The following is an 18453-nucleotide window of genomic DNA, read 5'->3' on the forward strand; positions in this document are numbered from 1 at the left end:
GCCTGTCGAAGGGACCGGGGGCAGCATTTCGGCATGATCACCGGTTCCCCTCCCGGACGGTGCGCTTCTCGATGCGCTTGGGGATGTCGGGCCCGACCTCGACGATCCGATGCACGTAGACGCCGGGCAGATGCACGGCATCCGGATCGAGCTCGCCGGGTTCGACGAGGTGCTCGACCTGCACGATGCAGGTACGGCCGGCGATGGCGGCGAGGGGGTTGAAGGCCCGCGCGGCCTTGCGGAAGACGAGGTTGCCGTGGCGGTCGCCCTGGTAGGCGTGCACGAGCGAGAAATCGGTGGTGATCGCCTCTTCGAGCACGAACTCGCGCTGCTCGCCGTTCACGTCGAAGGTGCGCACCTCCTTGACCGGGGAGGCCACAGCGATACCGCCGGCCGCGTCGTAGCGGCGGGGCAGGCCGCCCTCGGCGACCTGGGTACCCACTCCGGTCTGCGTGTAGAAGGCCGCGATGCCCGAGCCGCCGGCCCGCAGCTTCTCGGCGAGCGTGCCCTGCGGAGTGAGCTCGAGTTCGAGCTCGCCCGAGAGGAACTGCCGCTCGAACTCCTTGTTCTCGCCGACGTACGACGAGGTCATCTTGCGGATGCGACCGGCGCCCAGCAAGATGCCGAGCCCCCAGTCGTCGACGCCGCAGTTGTTCGACACGACCGACAGGTCGCGGGTTCCCTGGGCGAGCAGAGCCTCGATCAGGGCGATGGGATTGCCCGAGAGGCCGAAGCCGCCGACAGCGAGAGATGCTCCGTCGGGGATGTCGGCGACGGCCTCGGCAGCTGAGGCGACGGTCTTGTCGATCACGCGAACTCCTTCGTAGCGGCGTCCCTCCACCCTGCGGCGCGGGCCGGCGCCGCGGCCAGCCCGTTCTTGCCATGTGGATGCCGCCAGGCGTAGCGTCCACATCGTGGACACCAGATCGCCCGAATCACCCGGGGAAGTCACTCCGAGGGGGCCGCGACCACATCGTGCCGCGGCGCGAGAGACCCCGGCCACCGTCCCCGGAGCCCAGGCCATCGCCCGCGCAGCGCACCTCCTGCGTCTGGTCACAGCCGCCGGCGAGGCGGGTGCCGCGGTGGCCGACCTCGCGCGCGACGCCGATCTGACACGTCCGACGACTCACCGACTGCTGAGTGCCCTGCGAGCCGAAGGTCTCGTCGACCGCGACGACGCGACCGGGCACTGGCTCCCGGGACCCGAGCTGTACCTGATGGGCAGCGTCGCGGCATCCCGCTTCGACATCACGGCGACCGCGCGCGACATCGTGCGCTCGCTGGCGGTCCGCACCGAGGAGAGCGCGTTCCTCTCGGTGCGGCGCGGCGACGAGACCGTCTGCCTCGTCCGCGAGGACGGGAGCTTCCCCATCCGCTCGTTCGTGCTGTCGGAGGGGGTGCGCTTCCCCCTGGGCGTCGCGTCGGCAGGGCTCGCGATCCTCGCGTTCCTGCCGCCCCAGGACGTGGACGCCTACCTCGAACGGCATCCGGAGCTCGTCGAACGCTGGGGAGCCTCCCACTCCCCCGCGCGGCTACGCGCGCGCGTCGCCGACACACAGGCGCGGGGCTACGCGGTCAACCCCGGCTTGATCGTCGAGGGCAGCTGGGGTGTGGGCGCCGCGGTCTTCACGCGGGCCGGCGACCCGCAATGGGCGCTGAGCCTGACGGGAGTCGAGTTCCGGTTCGGCGGCGAGCGACTCGCCGAACTCGGGCGGATCCTGCTGGCGCACGCGCACCAGTTGTCGACGCGGATCGCCGCGCGATAACAGGGCGCGCGCCGCCGGCGCTCGGCGCCCTGTCACGACGTGTGGCGCCGGCCGCGCGCGCGGAGCCCGCAATAGATACCTACGGTATATAACTGGGGTATACTTTCACCTATGACCCGGGACGACGACCTCCAGCGCCTGCTGCTCGCCGTGCATGCGCTCACGCGTGTGGCCGCCCTCGACACGAACTCCGACGCTCCCGCGGCGCAGTGGCGCACGCTGACGCTGCTGCGCGACCACGGCCCGCAGCGCCTCGGCGACCTTGCGACGCTCAGCCGCGTCACGCAGCCCGGTATGACCCGGCTGATCCGGCAGATGGATGCCGCTGGACTCGTGTCGCGTCGCAGTCACCCCGACGACTCCCGCGTGAGCGTGGTGGCGGCCACCGAGGACGGCCTCGACGCCCTCGAGCGCTGGTACGAGCTCTTCCGCGCTGCCCTCGCGCCGCACGTGGCCGACTTGTCCCCCGCGGAGTGGGAGGCCGTCAGCACGGCGGCCTCGGCTCTCTCGCGCCAGGTCGGGATGGCGCCCGTCGGGTCGAACGAACACACCGAGAAACCGAGCGACCAGGTACGCGCCTCGCGCGGTGCCGCACGTCGCTCCGAAGAAGAAAGAGAGGTGGTCCGGTGAGCGCCGGTACCGCAGCCGACCCGGTCGATAAGGCCCCGAGCGTCTGGAAACAGCCCGCACAAGTCTGGGCAGTCGCCTTCGCGTCGGTCGTGGCGTTCATGGGTATCGGGCTCGTCGATCCGATTCTTCCCGCGATCGCCGAGTCGTTGAAGGCGAGCCCGGTGCAGACCGAGCTGCTCTTCACGAGCTACCTCGTGGTGACCGGTCTCGCGATGCTCGTCACCAGCTGGATCTCCAGCCGCATCGGCGCCAAGGCCACCCTGCTGGTGGGTCTCGGGCTGATCGTGGTGTTCGCACTGTTCTGCGCCCTGAGCGGCAGCGTCGACGCCGTCATCGGCTTCCGCGCCGGGTGGGGTCTGGGCAACGCGCTCTTCATCTCCACCGCTCTCGCGACGATCGTCGGGGCCGCATCGGGCGGCACGTCGTCGGCGATCATCCTGTACGAGGCGGCACTCGGCCTCGGCATCGCCGTCGGTCCGCTGCTGGGCGGCGTCCTCGGCGAGGTCAGCTGGCGCGGACCGTTCTTCGGCGTCGTCGCCCTGATGGCGATCGCGTTCATCGCGGTGGCGGTCCTTCTTCGCGGACCGAAGCCCGCGCGTACGCCCCTTCCCTTCAGCGCCCCGTTCCGCGCGCTGGGCCGCCCGGCGCTCGCGATCCTCGCGGCGACCGCCCTGTTCTACAACATCGGCTTCTTCACCCTGCTGGCGTTCTCGCCGTTCCCCCTCGGATTCGGTGCCATGGGTATCGGCCTCACCTTCTTCGGCTGGGGCGTGGGCCTCGCGATCACGAGTGTCTGGGTCGCTCCGCTGCTGCTGCGCAGGCTGCGCCTGACAAGCGTGCTGCTGATCGCGCTGCCCCTGCTGGCAATCGACCTGGTGGTCGCGGCCTTCACTGTGGCGTCGTCGACCGCCCTCGTCGTGTGCATCATCGTGGGTGGCCTCGTGCTGGGCGTGGTCAACACCGCGCTGACCGAGGCCGTGATGGAGGCCACCGACCTGCCGCGCTCGGTCGCCTCGTCGGCGTACTCCGCCGTCCGCTTCCTCGGCGGGGCCGTCGCTCCGCCGCTCGCGGCGTGGCTCTGGCACGCCTACGGCGCCGATGTGCCGTACTTCATGGCCGCCGCCTCGGTGTTCATCGCCGCTGCGTGCATCCTGTTCGGCCGTCGCCTGCTGGCCCACGTCGACGGCTCGCACCCCGACGCCGCCGATGAAGGCGCCGCCGTGCTGGTCGGAGACGCTGCGTAACACCGTCACTCCCCCGCAAGGACCTCCTGCACCACAGCCCGCGCGCCGGGTGCCGACATGACGATCGAATAGTGATCGACGGCCGGCACCCGGCGCGTCGCCGCAAGCCGGGGGAATCGGCTGCGGATGCCGTCGAGGTCGGGGTACAGCGGCGGAACCTCGCCGAGCAATCCCCGCTCAGCCGCGATCAGCCGCGTCGGGCGGCGCAGGCGTTCGAGCGCTCCCGCGATGGCCTCGCCGGCGTTCTGGTCGATGGAGTCGGCTTCGACCGTGGCGAACGTCGTCGCCGGCCGAAGCGCGGGTGATTCACCGACCAGGTCGTAGGCGTAGTAGGCGTCGAGCAGCGGGTCTTCGCGCCCTGTGAACGCGGGGTGCGCCCGCCAGAAATCACGGTACGCGCCCTCGCTCGGGAAGCGCATGTCGAGCCGCGCCGCGGTCGGTCCGAGCACGTGGCGCACCGCCTCGCGCGGTTCCATCCCACGCGGCAGTGTCAGGGGCAGCCCGCCGTCGACGAGGACGATCCGCTCGACCCGGTCGGGGTGCCGTTCGCCGAACACCAACGAGATGAACGCGCCCATCGAGTGCCCGACCACGATCGCCCGCTCGACCTCGAGGCCGTCGAGCACCTCTGCCAGGTCATCGGCGTGCTGCGCCAGGCCGATTCGCCGCGCCGATGCCGTGCTGCGCCCGCGCCCGCGCAGATCGGGGGCGATCAGCCGCGCCGAACTCTGTGCCGCGACCCACGCCCACGCCACGTGCGACGCGGTGACCCCGTGCACGAGCAGCCACGGGGTGCCCTCGGCATCCGGATGCCACTCACCGACGCGCAGGTCTCCCTCCGCGACCGCGAGGTCATGGGTGACGTACGTGGCTGGCGAGGCGCTCTCGTTCGGCATGGCGACATCGTGGCACGGCGGCCCGACACCGCGACCCGCGGCACCGGCAATGCATGCGATGCCCGCAGCTGCCGACCGCGGACGGGCCGGTGACGACCTCGCGACCGGCGAGCAGTTTGCATAGGGTCGACATATGGGGGCACAACGTGGCCCCAGCGCCGCCGTCCCGCTCGCGGTACTGCCGCTGGCCGGGACCGCGGCCATCGTCGCCGTGTCGATATCCGGCTCGCGATTAATCGCAGCTCTCCCCCCGGCGTAGCCGCTGCATCCGGATCAGCGAGCGAACCCCACCCCCATATCCGCCACGCGCTCCTGGAGCGTGTCCCACAGCTGGTCGAATCGCGCGTTCCACGGCGTCGCGAACAGGCCCTCCTCCCACCGACGGCGCACCACGTCGAGGCCGACCCACTCCGACTCGAGCACTTCTTCCGGATCCGGCACGGGCACGGGCTGGCCGTCGACGCGCGCGACCCACAGGTCGAAGAGCGCCCGCTCCTCGATCACCCGCCCGACCAGCACGAGGTCGTCGCGGGCGACCCTCATCCCGGTCTCTTCGGCGAGCTCGCGCACCGCACCGGTGCGGCTCGTCTCGCCGCGCAGCGCGCTCCCGGCCGGGAACTCCCACGCGAGGGGGTAGTCCTTGCCCTCGGCGCGGCGGCTCATCAGCACGCGGCCGGTCGACGACACGAGGCAGACGGATGCCACGATATGGAATGACCCGGCCGGCACCGGGCCGTCACCGCGTCGGTGGAGGGTGCCCGTGGGCGTGCCCTGAATGTCGGTCACGTCCCACATCTCGTCGTCGGCCATGTGTCCTCCCGCCTTCGCGCCGCTGCTCAGCGGCCAGGATCCCATCATGCCGAGAGCATTCCCTCGCGCAACGGGATTGCGACCGAACCTGACCTGACCTCCCCCGCAGACGCCGAAATCCCCTCCGCAACCGCGAGGCTGCGAAGGGGATTCCGGTGGTGGTGCACCCCCTGGGACTTGAACCCAGAACCCACTGATTAAGAGTCAGTTGCTCTGCCGATTGAGCTAGAGGTGCGTTCCGTTCGGCGGGAGATTCGCTCTCCGCGCCGAGGAATGACAATACCAGGGGTGACGCGACCACACCAAATCGAGCCAGGAGCGCCGGTTATCCTGGAGCCGTGTCCCGCATCGAAGAGCCCGCCGCGACCCTCGCGGACCTGACCGACGATCTCGCACTCGCCCTCCGCCTGGCCGACGCCGCCGACGCGGTCGCGATGCAGCGTTTCGACGCCGCCGACCTGCGCATCGACACCAAGCCCGACCGCACGCACGTCACCGAGGCCGACCTCGCCACCGAGCGCGCCATCCGGGAGATCCTGGATGCCGAGCGCCCCGCCGACGCGATCCTGGGCGAGGAGTACGGCAGCTCCGGCGACACCTCGCGGCGCTGGGTGATCGATCCGATCGACGGCACCCACAACTACATGCGCGGCATCCCCGTGTGGGCCACGCTCATCGCCCTCACCGTCGACGGCGTCCCGACCGTCGGCGTCGTCAGCCAGCCCGCGATCGGGCGCCGCTGGTGGGCGGCGACCGGCCAGGGCGCGTGGACGACCACCGCCACCGGGGAGACCCGCCGCATCCACGTCTCCGGTATCGACGACGTCGCGGCCTCGAGCATCAGCTTCCAGAGCATCGAGCAGTGGGATGACGTCGACCTCGTGCCGACGCTCGAGCGCCTCGCCCGTGCCGTGTGGCGCGACCGCGCCTACGGCGACGCCTTGCCGTACATGTGGCTCGCTGAGGGGAGGCTCGAGCTCGTCGCCGAGTTCGGCGTGAAGGAGTACGACATCGCCGCGATCGCCCCCATCGTGCGCGAAGCCGGCGGACGCTTCACCGCGTTCGACGGAGCCGACCGACTCGACGCCGAATCGTCGCTCGCGACGAACGGCGTGCTGCACGACGCTTTCCTCACCCTGCTGCACGAAGGCGAGGGTTCACGATGATGCGCGCGACCACCGTCTCGCGGCGGCGCTCCGCCCGTGCTCGTGTGTCCGCTCTCGTCGCAGGCGGCGCCTTCGCGGCCCTCGTCCTCGCGGGGTGCGCGGCCCCCGCACCCGAGCCCGCGCCGGCCGCAGAGGCACCCTCCTCGGCCGCGCCCGCCGCCGGTGTCGAGACGCCTGCGCCGGCCGCATCGCCATCCGGTTCGGCGACCCCGCCCGCAGACCCCACGTGCGAGAACATCATCCCCCAAGCCACCGCCGACGACTTCAAGAGCCTCGGCTGGACGTCGCAGGAGGACCAGTTCCGCATGGGCGCCACGGCTCTCGACGACGGCATCCAGTGCAAGTGGGGCGACACGAAGATCGCCTCCGACCGTGTGCAGATCTTCGGCTGGGCACCCATCGACGACGCCACCGCGAAGACGGCGCAGAAAGACCTCGTCGCAGCGGGATGGAAGGTCGAGAAAGATGCCGACGGCGTCTACGTGACCGAGAACCCCGACTGGCTGAACGGACGCGGTGCCGACGGCTACGGCCTGACCTACTTCTTCGGCGACGGCTTCGTGAAGCTCGCCGACACCCGACAGAGCCTGATCCTCGTCCAGAGCCCCCGGTAGCCGACGGCGCCGACGGTCGCCGGCTCGGCGTCGCCCGTCACCGGTACGGGTTGCGCGCCTCCACGTCGCGAGCCGCCGAGAACCCCTCGTCCCACGCGTCGCCCCGCGCCTCGACATCGCGCCACACGGCATCGGCCTGCAGCACCCGCTGCGCGAACGCGACCCAGTCGGTCCACCCGGCCGTGATCCGTCCCGCGTCATTCCCGTCGGCGTCGATCCCGGATGCGGCGCCGCGTCCGCCGCGCTCCTGCTCGGCGGTCCACGTGGACGCGTCGGGCGTCGGGGCGAGGTGGAACGGACCGACGTCGATGCGGAGGGCGCGGGGATCTGGCATCCTTCGACGCTAGGCGGCACGGAGTCATCCGGGCAACGTCCCTCCGCGGTCGGAGTCCGGAGGCACGAGGATCCCCGCTCCTCACGTAGGCTCGACCCTCGTGGCTATCGGCGCGACCATTCACACGTTCACCGTGCAGCTCTCCGATGTCGACCGCGGCGTCTACGACGAGCTGCAGCTGCGCGTCGCGCGGCATCCGTCCGAGACCGCGCCCTACATGCTCACCCGCGTGCTCGCCTACTGCCTCGAGTTCGAAGAGGGCATCGCCTTCAGCGAGGGAGTCGCCGCGACCGACGAACCCGCCGTCCTGGTGCGCGACCTCACCGGCGCGCTCGTCGCCTGGGTGGAGGTGGGAGCCCCGGATGCCGCCCGCCTGCACACCGGGAGCATGAAGGCCGAACGCGTCGCGGTCTATACCCACCGCGACCCCGAGAAGGTCGCCGCCGCGTGGGCGGGCAAGCGCATCCACCGCGGTGACGAGGTGCTGCTGCACAGTTTCGACCCCGGGTTCGTCGAGCGTCTCGCGGAGTCGATCGAGCGACGGAACACGGCCACCCTGACGCGCACCGAGGGACGCATCTACCTCGAGCTGAACGGCGCCTCGGGCGAGAGCGACATCCACACGCGCAGCGCGAGCTGAGCGGCGCCGGCAGGCGGGCCGAGCACACGGCCGGGTACGTCGCGCCCACCGGTGACGCTCACGCCGCACAGAGGCCCGCGCGGCGCTCATCGGCGTACGCGAAAGCCCCCGCCCCACCGAAACGGGCGGGAGCGAGGGCTTTCTGACGACTCATCGTGACAACGGCTCGTGGAGCTGGGGGGAATCGAACCCCCGTCCAACGCTGGGTCTCCGCGTTTTCTCCGGGCGCAGTCTGTGCAGACGTTCTGCTCGGCTCCGACCTTTGTCACAGACACCTAAGTCGACGAGCCCAGCCTGGGAAAAGTCCCGCGTGACGTCCAGACGCCGTCACGCAGCAAGACCCCTAAATGACGCCAGGATCCGTGGCGGGGTCACACACGGTCTGACGGACTATCGGGCTCGCTTACGCAGCGAGGGCGAAGTCAGTGCGCTTAGCATTGGCACTTATTGTTTTGCAGGGAGCGTTTACGAGATAACCCCACATCCTCGGCCCGCTTCTCGCGGGTTCGCAGGCGCTGTCGAAACCGATCAGCCCCGGGAACTCCGTGAAGGAGCGGCCGTTGTCACGCTGTTGAGTTGCCATGCCGGGAGCAGAAAGCACCCGAGCATCACAGTCTACAACGCATCGGGGGCTCGTGAATTCCCGGTGTCGACGACTCTCGCATCGGACCGCCCCGCGCCCGTCGCCCCGTCGCGTCGGCCCGCGAATTCCCCGCGTCGACGACTCGCGCATCGGACCGTCGCACGCCCGTCGCCCCGTCGACGCCGTCGCGTAGGCTCACCGCATGAGCGACGTCGTCATCACCGTCCGAGGCGAGAGCAACGCCCGCGTCCGTGCCGAAGAAGCGGCGGTCCGTGTCACGGTCTCGGTCGACGGGCCGTCTCGCGGCCCCGTCGTGGAGCAGGCGCAGGAGCGCGCATCGTCGGTGCAGGACGGCCTCGTCGCCCACCTGCGTTCGGGCGAGGTCTCGGAATGGTCGAGCGCCCGTGTCTCGGTCTGGTCGGACCGGCCGTGGAACGCCGAGGGGGCGCAACTCCCCCTCGTCCACCACGCGAGCGTCGAGCTCTCGGCCACGTTCATCGACGCCGGCGCCTTGTCGTGGTGGCTCGGCGACGTCACCGAGTCCGACGACGTGCAGGTCACCGCCGTCGACTGGCGCCTCTCCCCCGACACGCGCGCACGCACCGAGCGCGAGGTCGCCGCCGAGGCCGTGCACGTGGCCGTGGAGCGCGCGACCGCCTACGCCGACGCCCTGGGGCTGGCATCCGTCTCCGCCGTCGAGGTGGCGGATGCCGGGCTGCTCGCGACCCGCCCCGATTCCCCCGCGCCGATGGGCGCCCGCATGATGGCGGCTGCGTCGGCCGGAGGATCGTCGTTCAGCCTGCAGCCGCCGGAGATCGTCGTGACCTCGGTCGTCGAGGGGCGCTTCCGCGCCGAGTGACGGGTCTTACTCGCCCAGGCGGTTCTTCGTGCGCATCGCACGCTCGGCCTCGCGCTTGTCCTCGCGCTCGCGGATGGTCTGACGCTTCTCGAACTCGCGCTTGCCCTTCGCGACCGCGATCTCGACCTTCGCGCGCCCGTCGAGGAAGTACAGGCGCAGCGGGACGAGGGTGTAGCCGCCCGCGGCGACCGCGTGCGAGAGCTTGACGATCTCCTCCTTGTGCAGCAGCAGCTTGCGCGTGCGCTTGGCGGAGTGGTTCGTCCAGTGTCCCTGCGAGTACTCGGGGATGTGCACGGCATCGAGGAACGCCTGACCGCCGTCGATGTACGCGTAGCCGTCGGTGAGGTTCGCCCGCCCCTGGCGCAGCGACTTCACCTCGGTGCCGGTCAGGACGAGACCGGCCTCGTAGGTCTTCTCGATGGCGTAGTCGTGACGCGCCTTCTTGTTCGACGCGATGAGCTTCTCACCCTGCTCACGAGGCATGGTGCCACCTCCTCATGATCATGGGCACACAGAGCCCCTCAGCCTACAGGACGCCGGAGCCCGCCGTCGCGAACGGTCAGGCGCGCAACCAGCGACGGATCGCGAAGCTCGCGCTGAGGGCGGCGAGGATCACGCCGATCACGACGATGACCGGGATGACGAACGCGACGTCGCCGATACCCACCCACGACGTGATGAAGCCGATGCGGTCGCGCAGGTACTGGTTGACACCCACGCCCACGATCGCCCACACCGCCACGCTCGCCAGCGCCGAGCCGATCAGCGCCGCCAGCACGCCCTCGACGATGAACGGCGTCTGGATGAAGCGGTTCGAGGCACCGACGAGACGCATGATCCCGAGCTCGCGGCGTCGCGCGAAGGCCGAGAGGCGGATCGTGGTGGCGATCAGCAGCACCGCCGCGATCAGCATGAGCCCGGCGATGCCGACCGCGACGTAGGTCGCGACCGTGAGCGCCTGGAACAGGGGCTCGAGGTACTGCATCTGGTTCGTGACCTCTTCGACGCCCGCCTGGCCGCTGAAGGCCTCGATGATGACGTCGGACTGGTTCTGGTCGACGAGGTTGATGCTGAAGGTCGCATTGAACTGATCCGCGGTGACGACGCCGATGATGTCGTCGGGCAGCAGGCCCTTGGCGTTCTCGAACACCTGCTCGCTGGTGGCGTAGGTGTAGTCGCGGATGAGCGGGGCGAGGGCGTCGCCGTCGAGCTTCGCCGTCACCGCGTCGATCTGCTCCTGCGTGGCGGCCTGACCGGTGGTGCAGGTGTCGACGTCCGACACGGTCGCGCACATCGACACCGCCACCTGGGCGCGGTCGGCCCAGTACGACTGCATCTTGCCGATCTGCATCTGCATGAGCATCGCCGCGCCGACGAAGGTGAGCGACACGAAGGTCACGAGGATGACCGAGATCACCATCGAGGCGTTGCGTCGCAGGCCCGTGAAGGCCTCCGAGAGGATGAGCCCGAACCTCATGACGTGGGTCCCACTTCGTCGTTGCGATCCGTCTTCGCGCCCAGACCGAGGCGGTCGGCGACGCCGAGGGCCTCGACGTCGGGGGTCGTGACGGGGATGGAGCGCGTGTTGGTGCCCGGCTCGCGCGTCTGCTCGGCGGCCGGCGTGGTCACCGCGGGGGCGGGGGTCGTGGTAGCCGGGTCGGATGCGGCCGCGGGGCGGGTGACGGCCGCCGACGGCAGCGGCTCCACGGGGCCGGTCACGCTCGTCACCTCGCGCTGGACCTCGAGCACCGCGGTGAGGGCGGCCACCGCGGCGGCGCCCTTCTCGACCTCGGGCGCGAGTCGCGGGAGGCTGGAGGTGTCGCCGTAGCCGCCGTGGCGTTCGTCGCGCACCATCTCGCCGCCGCGCAGTTCGATCACGCGGCGCTGCATCTGGTCGACGAAACCAGCCTCGTGCGTGGCCATCACGACGGTCGTCCCGCCGGCGTTGATGCGCGCGAGAAGGCGCATGATGTCGATCGAGGTGCCGGGGTCGAGGTTTCCGGTCGGCTCGTCGGCGAGGAGCACCTGCGGGCGGTTGACCAACGCTCGCGCGATCGCGACGCGCTGCTGCTCGCCACCCGACAGCTCATGCGGCAGGCGCTTCTCCTTGCCGTCGAGGCCGACGAGCGCGAGCACCTCCGGCACGGCCTGCTGGATGAACCCACGCGAGGCGCCCGTGACCTGCAGCGTGAAAGCGACGTTCTGGTGCACGGTCTTGTTCGGCAGCAGGCGGAAGTCCTGGAACACCGACCCGATGTGGCGGCGGAAGTAGGGGACCTTGCGGTTCGACAGGGTGCGCAGGTCGCGGCCGAGCACGACGACGCGCCCCTCGGTGGGGGTCTCCGCCCTCAGGATGAGCTGCAGGCACGACGACTTGCCCGAACCCGAGGCTCCGACGAGGAAGACGAACTCCCCGCGCTGCACCTCGAAGTCGACGGCGTTGAGGGCGGGCTTCGCGGTGCCGCGATACCTCTTGGTGACGTTCTCGAACCGGATCATGGCTCGACGAGCCTAAGCGCGGGCGCGAAACAGCCCGTCAGGACGCGCCGTGTCGCCAAACCGAGAGAGTCCTATGGATGCCGGGGGTACCGGCATCCATAGGACTCTCGTCGAAAGGGGATGATCAGTCGTCGTCGTCCTTGCGCTTGCGCCAGCGGATGCCGGCGGCGATCAGACCGTCGAGATCGCCGTCGAAGACGACGGCGGGGTTGCCGACCTCGTAGCCGGTGCGCAGGTCTTTCACGAGCTGCTGGCCGTAGAGGAAGTAGGAGCGCATCTGGTCGCCCCAGCTCGCGGTGATCGTGCCGGCGAGCTCCTTCTTCTTGGCGGCCTCTTCTTCTCGCTTGAGCAGAAGCAGGCGCGTCTGCAGCACGCGCATGGCGGCGGCGCGGTTCTGGATCTGCGACTTCTCGTTCTGCATCGACACCACGAGGCCGGTCGGGAGGTGCGTGATGCGCACGGCGGAGTCGGTGGTGTTGACCGACTGCCCGCCGGGGCCGGAGGAACGGAAGACGTCGACGCGGATGTCACCCTCGGGGACCTCGACCTCGACGGCCTCTTCCATCACGGGGATGACCTCGACCGCGGCGAAGCTCGTCTGACGCTTGTCGGCGCCGCCGAACGGGCTGATGCGCGCGAGGCGGTGGGTGCCGGCCTCGACCGACAGCGTGCCGTAGGCGTAGGGGACGTCGACCTCGAAGGTGGCCGACTTGATGCCGGCGCCCTCGGCGTAGGAGGTGTCCATGACCTTGACGGGGTACTTGTGGCGCTCGGCCCAGCGCAGGTACATGCGCAGGAGCATCTCGGCGAAGTCGGTCGCGTCGTCGCCGCCCGCTCCCGAACGGATCGTGACGACCGCGGAGCGCGGGTCGTACTCCCCGTCGAGGAGCGTCTGCACCTCGAGCTGGCCGATCACGTCTTTCAGTGCCGCGAGCTCGCGACGGGCCTCGTCGGCGGAGTCCTCGTCGTCCATCTCGATCGCGAGCTCGACGAGCACCTCGAGGTCGTCGAGACGCTGCTCGATCTCCGAGACCCGCTTGAGTTCGGCCTGACGGTGGCTCAGACGGCTGGTGACCTTCTGGGCGTTCTCGACGTCGTCCCACAGGTCGGGGGCACCGGCCTCTTCGCTGAGGCGATCGATGTCGGCTTTGAGTGCGTCGACGTCGACCACGGCCTGGATATCGGCGAAGGTCGAGCGCAGCGCCTGGATGTCGGCGGTCAAATCGAGTTCGAGCATGAGACATCAAGCCTATCGTGGAGACGGTGACAGCCGACTCTCCCCGGAACGTGCTGGTGCGCTTCGCACCGATGATCTACGGCCCCACCCTGCTCTTCGCGCTCGGCGAGGGCGCGGTGATCCCCCTCATCCCCGTGATCGCCAACCGCCTCGGCGCCGACGTCGCCGTGGCCGCCCTCGTCGCCGCCGCCCTCGTCGTGGGCCAGCTGTGCGGCAACATCCCGGCGGGATGGGCCGTCGCCCGCTTCGGCGAGCGCCTCACGATGGGCGTGGCCGGGATCATCGTGCTCGCGGGCCTGACCGGGATCGTGTTCGCGCAGTCGCTGGCGTTCTCCGCCGCGGCCGTCTTCCTCATCGGGTTCTGCGCCGCGTCGTTCGCGCTCGCGCGCCACTCGTTCATGACGACCCGCGTGCCGCTGCACTTCCGGGCGCGGGCCCTGTCGCTGCTCGGCGGGACGTTCCGCCTCGGGATGTTCGTCGGCCCGTTCATCTCGGCGGCACTGCTGGGGATCTTCGGCGACGAGACGGCATCCGTGGTCTTCTTCGCGGTGTGCCAGGTCACCACCGTCCTCCTCGTGTTCTTCGGCCCCGATCCCGAGAAGGCGGTGCCGGTGGGCGCGGGGGCGCGCCGCGTCGACGGCGACTCGCGCGACGCGGAGGACACCGGAGAACCCGTGACGGGAGCGATCCCGACAGTCGAGCGCGCCGGGGTGTTCCGCACGATGTGGCGGTTCCGCGGCGTGCTCGCGCGGCTGGGGCTCGCCGCGGCCTCGCTGTCGGCGGTGCGGTCGGCGCGGCAGGTCGTGCTGCCCCTGTGGGGCGTGTCGCTCGGACTGGATGCCGGGACGATCGCGGTGGTCGTCGGGGTGTCGGGCGCGATCGACTTCGCCCTGTTCTACGCCAGCGGCCAGGTCATGGACCGCTTCGGACGCCTGTGGGCGGCACTGCCCGCGATGATCCTGATGGGAGCGGGGTTCTTCGCCCTGTCGTTCACGCACGACCTGGACTCGGCGGCCATGTGGTACGCCATGTTCGCCGCGGTGCTCGGGGTCGGCAACGGTCTGTCCAGCGGCATCCTGCTCACCCTCGGGGCCGACATCGCACCGCCGAACGAGCCCGCGGCGTTCCTCGGCTCGTGGCGGACGCTCACGGATGCCGGCGGTGCCGTCGCCCCGCTGATCGTGTCGGCGCTCACCGCGGTGGCGACGCTGTCGATCGGCGTGGGGGCCATGGGCGTCATCGCGGTCCTCGGCGCAGCGGGGTTCATCCGCTGGGTGCCGCGATACGTGCCCCGCGTGCGCTGACGGCGGGGCCCGGAACCCCGGCGGCGGTGGATGCCGCGGATGGACGGATTTGCCGGGTACGCCGTGCCGGGACGACGATGGAGCGCCTCGATCCCTCGACCGAGGCGAGGAGGCACGGTGCAGAACGTCGGACGGGGAGCCCTCGCGCTGTCGGCCGCACTGGCGGCGGTCGCCGGCTTCGTCGACGCCGTCGGGTACCTCGACACCGGCGGACTGTTCGTGTCGTTCATGAGCGGCAACTCCACGCAGGGCGCGGTCGACGTGCCGAGCTCGCTCGCCCTGGCCCTCGTGCCGCTGGGCCTCATCGCGGCGTTCGTCGTGGGTGTCGCGGTCGGCGGCGCGGTGCGCCCGCGGTCGCGGCGCGCGCAGGCCTCGCTCATCGCGGGATCGGCCCTCGTGGTGGGGCTCGCCGCGGTGCTCGCGACCGCCGGTCCGTCCACACTGTGGCGCGCGGGCCTGCTCGCCGCGGCGATGGGAGCCCTCAACACGCTGTTCCTCGCCGAGGATCGGGCGCGCGTCGCCATAACCTACTCCACCGGCACGCTCGTGAGCCTTGGCCTGGGTCTCGCCGCCCTCGTGACCGGTCGTTCTCGCACCGCGTGGCGCCGCCCCCTGCTGCTGTGGGCGGCGCTCGTCGCGGGTGCCGTCCTGGGCGCCCTCGCGCACGACCTCGGCAGTTCCGCGGCGCTCGCGACGGCCGCTGCGACGATGCTCGTGGCAGCGGCGATCGTCGGGCGGAATCCGCGGCGCGGCTGATCGCGCCGCCGGTCGCTCGGGGTCCTCGGCCGTGTGACCCCCAGGTTTCAACCCTGTGAAGAATGCGGCCACCATTGCGTTTTTTACGAATCCCCTATGAGAATCGTCTCGCGATCGCCTTCTCTGGGCGTCGCGTCATTCCCCCTGGATGATGCGGGCATCGATGCCCGCGGAGAGGCGCATTCATCGTGCTCCGAAACACCCTGCATTCCCCTCCCTCTCGCGCTCGACGGGCGTCGGCTTTGCTGGCGACCGGCGCCCTGGTGGGCGGCGGCCTGCTGATCGCCCCGGCCGCGTTCGCCGCCCCGGCCACCCCGCCCGATGACCTCGGGGTCACGGGCGCCGACGTCATGACGCACTTGACCGAGTTGTCGGACATCAGCGAGTCATTCGCCGCCGACGGCTACCGCGTCTGGAACGGACCCGGGTACGAGGCCGCCGCCCGCTACGCCGAGCAGGTCCTCGAGGGAACCGGCGCCTTCACCGTCTCGCGTCAGACGTTCGAGGTCCCCACCCCGGAGTTCGGCGAGGCCTCGCTCACGGTGGACGGCACCACCTACACCGGGTCGCACTTCGACCTCAGCGAGGGCATCGAGGGCGACTACACCGCGCAGCTGTCCCTGCCCTCCGACGCCGACGGCGCGCACCTCGGCTGCGAGCCCGGTGACTTCGCCGCCGTCCCGGCGGGCGCGATCGTGCTCATCCAGCGCGGCATCTGCACCTTCGAGGCGAAGATCGACAACGCCACCGCGGCCGGGGCGGGAGCGGTGTTCGTCTACAACAACGAGCGTCCCGCCGAGGAGGGCGTTTCCCCGGACGACCAGCTGACCAACGTAGCCTCGGGACCGCGCAACGAAGACGACTCCCCCGCCGCCACGCTGCCCCAGGCCAGCGGTGACGCCATCGCGGCGCTCGTCGCCGCGGCCCCTGCCGACGTTCCAGTCGAAGGGACGGCGGTCATCGAGAAGCAGTTCCTCGTGACCGAGTCCTTCAACGTCATCGCCGACAGCATCGCGGGCGACCCCGACGACACCGTCGTGATCGGCGCGCACCTCGACGGTGTGGCCGAGGGCCCCGGCGTCAACGACAACGCCTCGGGTTCGGCGGCCATCCTCGCCCTGGCCGAGAGGATCGCGGCATCCGAGACGCCCAACGACAAGCGGATCCGCCTCGCGCTCTGGAGCGCCGAGGAGGTCGGCCTGGTCGGCTCGACCGCGTACGTCGACGATCTGATCGCCAACGACCCCGCCGAGCTCGAGCGCATCTCGTCCTACCTCAACTACGACATGATCGGGTCGGAGAACTTCACCGTCGGCGTCTACGACGCGAACGAGTCGACGTACGAGGCGCCCGTCGAGATCCCCGCGGGTTCGGCGGAGATCGAGCAGATCTACACCGATTACTTCGACGCGATCGATCAGCCGTGGATCGACACCGAGTACTCGGGCCGCAGCGACTACCAGGCCTTCATCGACAACGGCATCCCCGCGGGCGGTCTGTTCTCGGGTGCCGACGACATCAAGACCGAGGAGCAGGCGCGCCTGTTCGGCGGAACGGCCGGGGTGTTCATGGACCGCAACTACCACACGATCGACGACACCCTGGCGAACGTCAATCGCGACGCGATCGACATCTTCGCGCCCGCGATCGGCCACGCCGCGTTCGCCCTCGCGTGGGACGCCACGGTGGAGCCCTCCCCCGAGCCCACGCCGGGTGAGCCGTCGCCCGAGCCGACCACCGAGCCCACCGTCGCCCCGACGGCTGAGCCCACCGCGGCGCCGACCACGGCACCGAGCCCCGCGCCCAGCGCCACCGGGGGCCCGGCCGGAAGCGGCCCGCGCGGCGGCGACCTGGCGAACACCGGTAGCGACGTCGACGGCTCGCCGCTGCCCGCGGTCGGCGCCGGCATGCTGGCCCTGGGGCTGATCGTCGCAGCCGGCACCGTAATCGCCCGCCGTCGCACTCAGCAGTAAGCAGGCGAACGCGAACCGCCGGGGCCCGTTCGGGTCCCGGCGGTTCGTCGATGAGGGGGGCTCACTCCGCGTCGGTCACCCGGATGAGGACCTTGCCCGTGGCGCCTCCCGCGACGGCGTCATGAGCGGCGGCGGTGTCGGACAGGTCGAACCACGTCAGCGGCAGGCCGTGCGCCTCGCCCACCGGGAGGGCACCGTCGGCCACCGCGGCCGCGACGTCCTCGGCCGCTGCGGCCAGCGCGCGCTCCCCCACGGTGTACAGCAGCAGTCCCTGCCAGCGCACGTTCTTCGCGAAGCTGGGGCGGACGGGGGCGGCGAAGGTGTCACCGCCGTTGTCGGCGTAGTAGCCGATCGTGCCGTGGTTGGCGACGACCTCGACGTCGAGGGCGGCGTTGTCGGCGATGGCGACCTCGACGATGTGCTCGACCCCGTCGGGGGCGATCTCACGGATGCCGTCGGCCAGCGACGCGCTCGGGTACTGCAGCACGTGGTGCGCGCCGGCCGCGCGGGCGAGCTTCGCCTTCTCGTCGTTGCTGACGGTGGCGATGACCTTCGCGCCGGCCCAGGCGGCGAGCTGGATCGCCGCGTGCCCCACGGCGCCGGCACCGCCCTGGACGAGCACGGTACGGCCGGTGAGAGCACCGGGCGCGAGGCGCGAGGGGCCGTCCTCGTGCACGGTGAGCGCGCGATGGGCGGTCATCGCGGGCACGCCGAGGCTCGCGCCGAGTTCGAACGACGCTCCGTCGGCCAGGGGCACCGCCCGCTCGGCCGGGAGGACCGCGTACTCGGCGGCGGTGCCGGTCGGACGCTGGTGGGCGGCCAGGTAGACCCAGACCCGCTGGCCCGCCGAGAGGGTCGAGACGCCGGGGCCGACGGCATCCACGATGCCCGCTCCGTCCTGGTTCGGGGTGATCTCGTCGAACGGGAGGGGGCGGCCGGCGCTCTCACGCGCCTTCCAGTCGGTGGGGTTCACCCCCGACACCGTGATGCGCACGCGCACCTCGCCGGGGCCCGGCTCGGGCAGTGGTCGCTCGACGAGCGACAGGACGGAGGAGTCACCGGGCTGGGTATACGTGATCGCCTTCATACGGAGTCAAACCGCCTCGGCGCAGGGGCATTCCCGTGGGCGTGTCGGCGGGCCC

19 protein-coding genes, 1 tRNA gene and 1 other RNA gene are annotated in these 18453 nt (G+C 70.8%); 10 read left to right on the top strand and 11 right to left on the bottom strand.

Annotation, left to right across the window (positions count from 1 at the left end; all coding sequences use genetic code 11):
* Positions 1–37: 37 nt before the first annotated feature.
* Positions 38–811: a CoA transferase subunit A gene (locus AB0N82_RS12760; protein ID WP_363392025.1), complete on the bottom strand. Its 774-nt coding sequence runs from the start codon at positions 809–811 to the stop codon at positions 38–40.
* Positions 812–1022: 211 nt separating this feature from the next.
* Here AB0N82_RS12760 and AB0N82_RS12765 point away from each other — a divergent pair, with 211 nt between their 5' ends.
* The 3 genes from AB0N82_RS12765 to AB0N82_RS12775 all read left to right on the top strand — a co-directional run bounded on the left by AB0N82_RS12765 (position 1023) and on the right by AB0N82_RS12775 (position 3640).
* Positions 1023–1766 (top strand): IclR family transcriptional regulator, encoded by a 744-nt coding sequence (locus AB0N82_RS12765; RefSeq protein WP_315995896.1) that lies wholly within the window; start codon positions 1023–1025, stop codon positions 1764–1766.
* 111 nt (positions 1767–1877) lie between these two features.
* On the top strand, positions 1878–2396 hold the full coding sequence (locus tag AB0N82_RS12770) for a MarR family transcriptional regulator (RefSeq protein ID WP_315995455.1): 519 nt from the start codon (positions 1878–1880) through the stop codon (positions 2394–2396).
* On the top strand, positions 2393–3640 hold the full coding sequence (locus AB0N82_RS12775) for an MFS transporter (RefSeq protein WP_315995454.1): 1248 nt from the start codon (positions 2393–2395) through the stop codon (positions 3638–3640). The genes AB0N82_RS12770 and AB0N82_RS12775 overlap by 4 nt, the downstream gene beginning before the upstream one ends.
* 5 nt (positions 3641–3645) lie before the next feature.
* On the opposite strand, the gene AB0N82_RS12780 is transcribed toward AB0N82_RS12775, so the two are convergent.
* The 3 genes from AB0N82_RS12780 to AB0N82_RS12790 form a co-directional block, all read right to left on the bottom strand.
* Positions 3646–4536: an alpha/beta hydrolase gene (locus AB0N82_RS12780; RefSeq protein ID WP_363392028.1), complete on the bottom strand. Its 891-nt coding sequence runs from the start codon at positions 4534–4536 to the stop codon at positions 3646–3648.
* 273 nt (positions 4537–4809) lie between these two features.
* Positions 4810–5394 carry an NUDIX hydrolase gene (locus AB0N82_RS12785; RefSeq protein WP_363392030.1) on the bottom strand — a complete coding sequence of 195 codons (585 nt, stop codon included), beginning with the start codon at positions 5392–5394 and terminating at the stop codon, positions 4810–4812.
* Between the two features lie 111 nt (positions 5395–5505).
* A tRNA-Lys gene (locus AB0N82_RS12790) sits at positions 5506–5581 on the bottom strand.
* A gap of 103 nt (positions 5582–5684) precedes the next feature.
* Here AB0N82_RS12790 and AB0N82_RS12795 point away from each other — a divergent pair.
* Both AB0N82_RS12795 and AB0N82_RS12800 read left to right on the top strand, forming a co-directional pair.
* A complete protein-coding gene (locus AB0N82_RS12795; protein ID WP_315995450.1) occupies positions 5685–6512 on the top strand; it encodes an inositol monophosphatase family protein in 828 nt (275 codons plus the stop codon).
* The gene (locus tag AB0N82_RS12800; RefSeq protein ID WP_363392032.1) at positions 6512–7126 is read left to right on the top strand and encodes a hypothetical protein; all 615 of its coding nucleotides are present in this window, start codon (positions 6512–6514) and stop codon (positions 7124–7126) included. Before AB0N82_RS12795 ends, AB0N82_RS12800 begins: the two co-directional genes overlap by 1 nt.
* Before the next feature lie 37 nt (positions 7127–7163).
* Here AB0N82_RS12800 and AB0N82_RS12805 read toward each other — a convergent pair whose 3' ends face one another.
* A complete protein-coding gene (locus AB0N82_RS12805; protein ID WP_363392034.1) occupies positions 7164–7460 on the bottom strand; it encodes a hypothetical protein in 297 nt (98 codons plus the stop codon).
* A gap of 100 nt (positions 7461–7560) precedes the next feature.
* On the opposite strand from AB0N82_RS12805, the gene AB0N82_RS12810 reads away from it, so the two are divergent.
* Positions 7561–8100 carry a YaeQ family protein gene (locus AB0N82_RS12810; protein ID WP_315995447.1) on the top strand — a complete coding sequence of 180 codons (540 nt, stop codon included), beginning with the start codon at positions 7561–7563 and terminating at the stop codon, positions 8098–8100.
* A 166-nt stretch (positions 8101–8266) separates the two neighbouring features.
* Here AB0N82_RS12810 and ssrA read toward each other — a convergent pair.
* Positions 8267–8636: a transfer-messenger RNA gene (gene ssrA / locus AB0N82_RS12815) on the bottom strand.
* A gap of 249 nt (positions 8637–8885) precedes the next feature.
* On the opposite strand from ssrA, the gene AB0N82_RS12820 reads away from it, so the two are divergent.
* Complete coding sequence (locus AB0N82_RS12820) at positions 8886–9542, top strand: SIMPL domain-containing protein (protein ID WP_363392036.1); 657 nt, start codon at positions 8886–8888, stop codon at positions 9540–9542.
* 6 nt (positions 9543–9548) lie between these two features.
* Here AB0N82_RS12820 and smpB read toward each other — a convergent pair whose 3' ends face one another.
* From smpB to prfB, 4 genes are all read right to left on the bottom strand, one after another.
* Positions 9549–10025 carry an SsrA-binding protein SmpB gene (gene smpB, locus AB0N82_RS12825; RefSeq protein ID WP_076676126.1) on the bottom strand — a complete coding sequence of 159 codons (477 nt, stop codon included), beginning with the start codon at positions 10023–10025 and terminating at the stop codon, positions 9549–9551.
* A gap of 76 nt (positions 10026–10101) precedes the next feature.
* A complete protein-coding gene (gene ftsX, locus AB0N82_RS12830; protein ID WP_315995445.1) occupies positions 10102–11019 on the bottom strand; it encodes a permease-like cell division protein FtsX in 918 nt (305 codons plus the stop codon).
* Positions 11016–12041, bottom strand: a complete 1026-nt coding sequence (gene ftsE / locus AB0N82_RS12835) for a cell division ATP-binding protein FtsE (protein WP_363392039.1) — start codon at positions 12039–12041, stop codon at positions 11016–11018. The genes ftsX and ftsE overlap by 4 nt, the downstream gene beginning before the upstream one ends.
* A 124-nt stretch (positions 12042–12165) precedes the next feature.
* Complete coding sequence (gene prfB / locus AB0N82_RS12840; RefSeq protein WP_298872117.1) at positions 12166–13278, bottom strand: peptide chain release factor 2; 1113 nt, start codon at positions 13276–13278, stop codon at positions 12166–12168.
* 71 nt (positions 13279–13349) lie between these two features.
* Here prfB and AB0N82_RS12845 point away from each other — a divergent pair, with 71 nt between their 5' ends.
* The 3 genes from AB0N82_RS12845 to AB0N82_RS12855 all read left to right on the top strand — a co-directional run bounded on the left by AB0N82_RS12845 (position 13350) and on the right by AB0N82_RS12855 (position 17311).
* Positions 13350–14582 carry an MFS transporter gene (locus tag AB0N82_RS12845; protein ID WP_363392289.1) on the top strand — a complete coding sequence of 411 codons (1233 nt, stop codon included), beginning with the start codon at positions 13350–13352 and terminating at the stop codon, positions 14580–14582.
* A 117-nt stretch (positions 14583–14699) separates the two neighbouring features.
* Positions 14700–15338: a DUF1275 family protein gene (locus tag AB0N82_RS12850; protein WP_315995443.1), complete on the top strand. Its 639-nt coding sequence runs from the start codon at positions 14700–14702 to the stop codon at positions 15336–15338.
* A gap of 188 nt (positions 15339–15526) precedes the next feature.
* Positions 15527–17311, top strand: coding sequence for a M20/M25/M40 family metallo-hydrolase (locus AB0N82_RS12855; protein WP_363392042.1), 1785 nt, complete (start codon positions 15527–15529; stop codon positions 17309–17311).
* 61 nt (positions 17312–17372) lie between these two features.
* On the opposite strand, the gene AB0N82_RS12860 is transcribed toward AB0N82_RS12855, so the two are convergent.
* Complete coding sequence (locus tag AB0N82_RS12860; protein ID WP_315995441.1) at positions 17373–18398, bottom strand: NADPH:quinone reductase; 1026 nt, start codon at positions 18396–18398, stop codon at positions 17373–17375.
* Positions 18399–18453 lie beyond the last annotated feature (55 nt).

The organism is Microbacterium sp. NPDC089186 (assembly GCF_040685115.1).
GTDB classification, from domain to species: domain Bacteria; phylum Actinomycetota; class Actinomycetes; order Actinomycetales; family Microbacteriaceae; genus Microbacterium; species Microbacterium galbum.